Annotated in this window: 2 protein-coding genes; both read right to left on the bottom strand. The window is 47.4% G+C overall.

What is annotated here, in order from left to right; genetic code table 11:
- Positions 1-111: 111 nt before the first annotated feature.
- Positions 112-3,153 carry an AAA family ATPase gene (locus tag B9J84_RS08105; RefSeq protein WP_094123913.1) on the bottom strand — a complete coding sequence of 1,014 codons (3,042 nt, stop codon included), beginning with the start codon at positions 3,151-3,153 and terminating at the stop codon, positions 112-114.
- Complete coding sequence (locus B9J84_RS08100) at positions 3,153-4,295, bottom strand: exonuclease SbcCD subunit D (protein WP_094123912.1); 1,143 nt, start codon at positions 4,293-4,295, stop codon at positions 3,153-3,155. The genes B9J84_RS08105 and B9J84_RS08100 overlap by 1 nt, the downstream gene beginning before the upstream one ends.
- Between the last annotated feature and the right edge of the window lie 150 nt (positions 4,296-4,445).

Here is a 4,445-nt window from a genome sequence, read left to right as displayed (position 1 = left end):
GTGCATAACCTGATTGTGCATAACCTGTTTTTTTGAAAGCGTCGAAGTCAGTTACACTCATCACGCCATATCTATTAATAACTAGCACAAGATAGACCACATTCCCATTCATTATGCAACAAGTCTTATTGAGCTGCCGTTATTTCTCGCCACATCGACATCAATGCGTAAGGCTATTTGCTCTTTCAGCTCGCTCACGTGAGAAATGATGCCGATCGTTCGGCCTCCTTGTTGTAAGTCGACAAGGGTTTGAATCGCCAAGTCCAATGACTCAGGATCTAAACTGCCAAAACCTTCATCGATGAACAGTGTATCCAGTTTAATACCGCCGCTATATGATTGCACCACATCCGATAAACCCAGCGCCAATGACAACGCCGCCATAAAAGATTCACCACCAGACAAGGTCGCCACATCTCGCCATTTTCCGGTGTAACCATCTTCGACCATCAGATCAAGCCCTGAACCCACATTACCTTTGGCGCGATCTTCTTTACGCTTGAGCAGGTAACGCCCCTTACTCATGATCTGCAGCCTCATTGAGGCTTGGATCAGCACATCATCTAACAGCACGCCAAGAACAAAGCGATGTAAACTCACTTTAGCGCCTGTTTTGCCGTTGGCGATATCGCTCAAAGTCCCAAATACTTGGTACTCTTGCTCTAAGGCTTCATTTTTTATATGTAAAATAGCGATTTTTTCTTTCACACTGGTTAAGGCATCCATTTTAGACCGTAACGTGCTCCATTGATCCAATGCGCTTTGCTGTAACATGGCTACAGCCTCGACCGCGCTTGCATACTCAGCAAGATTGGGCTCACTTTTTTCACTCAGCTCACTGGCTAATGTTTGAAGCTGGGCGTTTAACGTCGTACTTCTTTCGTCAAATTGTTTGATCTGCTTTTCAAGCTGCTCGATCTGCTGTGAAGATAAACGTGCCTGTAAATAGTGCTCAGTATCGTCGAACTGGCTCTCAATCAGCGCACTGTGCCACTGCTGCTGTGACTGCGTAAACGCATTTTGCCAATGAATCTGGTGTTCGACCGCCGCCGCCAACGCCGCTTTCGCACCAGAAAAATCGGCGTTCGCTTGATTGAAGCGCGCTTTGGTTTCCGCATCTAAACGGTTGAGATTAGCCAATTGCAGCTCTAACTGGGTTAAAGATTCGTTCAAATGCAAACTGTCTTGATACAACTCCGGGATCCCTTGGCTTAAGGCAGAAACTTCGGTCTGCTCTTTGGCAACCGTCAGGGTGGCCTGTTCGACTTTATGCTGCTGCGTTTCAGCATTTTGCTTAGCTTGTGCTAACTGCAGTTCTAATTTTGCCAATTGTTGAGCTAATTGCTCTGGATTGAGCGATTCAAGATGAGCAATGGAATGTTCAAGATCGCTTTGAGCTTGCTGCAGTTGTACTAAACTTTGCGTATTTCCAGATAATGACTCCCTCAAACTTGCCATCTCTTGTTCAAGCCGTGCGTATTGGGTCGCTCGTTGCTGTTGCTGTTTTAGCGTTTCTTGCTCTGTGGCCAGTTTGTTTTGCTGTATCGCTCTTGCCTGCTGCACTTGCGCCTTAGTCACCGTTTCTCCGGCATAACGCGCTAATTTAGGATGATCGCAACTGCCACACACCGGGCACTCGTCGCCTTGCTCCAAGGTTCGAGCCAGCTCGGCGGCTTGGTTGGTGTGCCAAATCAGCTCTAATTTATCGGCTTGCTGCTTCGCGTCCAACGTTGCGTGCTGTGCCAAATCAAACTGCTGCTGACTATAGCTCAGTGCAGCTTGCTCTGTGGCTAAACGCTGTTCAAGCTGCTGCAGCTTTAATAAGCGATCAATCTGCTGTTTGATGGTTTCAAGCTCTAAGCGCTGTCCTTTTAACTCAGCCAACTGTTGGTTGACTCTTTCGCACTCTTGACGCTTAAGCATAATTTGCTGTTCAAATTGCTCAACAGCGGTGTGCAAGTTGTGGCGATTCTGCGTCGCGAGCTCCACTTCACGTAAGGCTTGTTGCAGCGCTTTTTGATGATGCTCCCGTTCAACAAGCTTAGTTTTGATTAGGTTTAAGTCATAAATTTGTTGCATCAGATTCGGCACTATTTTGACTTTTTCTGCCGCGTCTTCTTGAGCCGCTTTGGCCTGTTGCCACTGCTGTTGTGACTGCGTAAGCGCTTGCTCTTTTTCGGCTCTTGCTTGGTTGGCCGCTTCTAACTGACGTTGTGACGATTGTAATTCGTAATAGGGTGAATCTAAGCGCGTAGCTTGTAAGGCTTGATGCCTTTGAGCTTTTACCGCATCGATGACTGACGATTGTGCATCATGATCGGCTTTAAGTTGCACGAGTTGACGCTGCTCTTGAAATTGTTTAGCAAGGGTTTGCGCCGCTTTTTGCTCGCTGCTCGCTGCATCAAACCTTTGCTGGGCATCTAGGTACGCTGCGTGAGCGGCCGTTAATTGGGGTGACAGCTCAGCAATGCACGCTTCAAGGTGTGACTCGCTAGTTGCGTTCACGACGTCCAATGCGCCTTTAATTTGGTGATCAAATTCTTCTTTCGCTTTGCGGATCCCCGCCGCTTTCTCAAACAGCGCTCGTTCAATTTGGCTATAAATGTGAGTTTGAAACAACTGACCAAAGATTTGCTCCCGCTCTTTGGAGTTGGCAGTCAGTAATTCACGAAATTTCCCTTGGGGGATGACCATCACTTGGCGAAACTGTTTTACATCTAAACCGATCAATTCCACCATTGCTTTACCGACGGGATTGGGTTTGTTAGCAAGCAATTTCATTTCGCCATCGACCCATTCAAACAAGCTCGCGGCATGGGATTTTTTTGTTGAGCCTTCACCGCGTTTTTTCGGCACTTCTTGGTCGGGCGAGCGATCAACTTGGTAGATTCGCCCGCCAAGCTCAAACTGGTAGCTGATTTCGGTGAGCGTGTGCGGGTCCGCGTAGTCGCAGCGCATTTGATCACCAGTGCGCTCACTGCCCGTCGTTTCACCATACAAAGCGTAGCAAATGGCATCGAGCAGTGAACTTTTGCCCGCTCCGGTTGGACCATTAATCAAAAATAGCGGTGAGGCTCCCAAGGCGGTAAAATCCACCACTTCTTTATGAGCAAAGGGGCCAAATGCTTGCAGGGTCAATTGTATTGGACGCATTAGACTTGGGCTCCCGGCTTTAGTGCTTGAATGACGTCGATCATCGCTTGCTCTTGCGCTGCGGTTAACGCTTCTTGCTTAGCTTCTAAGAAAAAATCGCGGAACATATCCACCTCACCGCGTGCCAAACGTGCACGCCCCATTGCTTGATCAACTCCCACCAACATGCCCGGTTTTTCTAAATGCAGTACGTTGGGGTAGGATTGACGCAGTTTTTCCATCGGGTCCAGTATCGCGTGTTTGTCGGTAAGACGAACCAACAGATAATCGTGGTTGTGTGGGTCTGTTTTACCTTGCTCGATGATCTCCAGCAACTCACCTTCAATAATACGCATGCTATGAGGAGCAGTCAGTGTCACATGCGTGGCGCTGGCAAAACCTTGTTCATCAAATTCAACCAAGGTCGCCCCTTTCTTGTGGTGCTGCTCTGAAAAACTGTATTTCATTAGAGAGCCAGAGTAGCGGATATACTCTTCCCCCTTTTTCTGCGGTTGGTGCAGATGGCCGAGCGCAACATAATCAAAAGGTACAAAGTGTTGATGACTGACACGATCAGAGCCGCCAATGGACAAAGGACGTTCAGAGTCAGATTCGATAGCGCCATCAACAAAGCAGTGGCCAATCATAACGTGACGTTGTGACGGATTCCACTGCGATATAATCTTCTCAATAAGGTATTGATGGGCTTCATCATGACTGGTTACGGACTCTCCAAAGTGGTGGCGAACTACTTCAGGGTCGTTATAAGGCATACCATAAAATGCCACTTCACCAGCAATGGCTGATTTTAGTACCACAGGCTGCATCATCTGTTCAAAATTGCTAATAATGTGCAAGCCCGAGTGTTGCATCTGCTTGGCCGCAAAGCCTAAACGCTTCGCCCCGTCGTGGTTACCGGGGATCATAATTAAGGGGATGGAAAGCTCGTTGCACACGCGGTTGACTATATCATCCATCAATTCAATGGCTGCAGTCGGTGGAACTGAACGATCGTAGATATCTCCGGCGACGATTAAAGCATCCACCCGATTACACTGCAGATACTCAATCAACTGATTGAGTACTGCGCGCTGATCATCCAATAAAGAAACGTTGTGAAATTGTCGACCGAGATGCCAGTCAGAGGTGTGAAGAAACTTCATTCCAACCCTAAAGATAGCGAAAATCAAAGTGCTTCATAATACGCGATTAACCAAGAAAAGCGACGTAAGATCGAGAAAAACAGAGCTTAGGTTACGTGAATTTTCTTGATGACTTTATAAAAATTAAGCTAAAAAGTGACCATCAATAGA

It is taken from the genome of Vibrio sp. V03_P4A6T147 (assembly GCF_002241085.1).
GTDB classification, from domain to species: Bacteria; Pseudomonadota; Gammaproteobacteria; order Enterobacterales; family Vibrionaceae; genus Vibrio; species Vibrio anguillarum.
Note: the sequence above shows the minus strand (reverse complement) of the source record. Positions and strands in the feature narration are given on the sequence as shown.

Excerpts from the sequence above, each read along its gene's own strand:
- B9J84_RS08105 (WP_094123913.1), bottom strand. The coding sequence starts at position 3,153 with ATGCGTCCAATACAATTGACCCTGCAAGCATTTGGCCCCTTTGCTCAT.
- B9J84_RS08100 (WP_094123912.1), bottom strand. The coding sequence starts at position 4,295 with ATGAAGTTTCTTCACACCTCTGACTGGCATCTCGGTCGACAATTTCAC.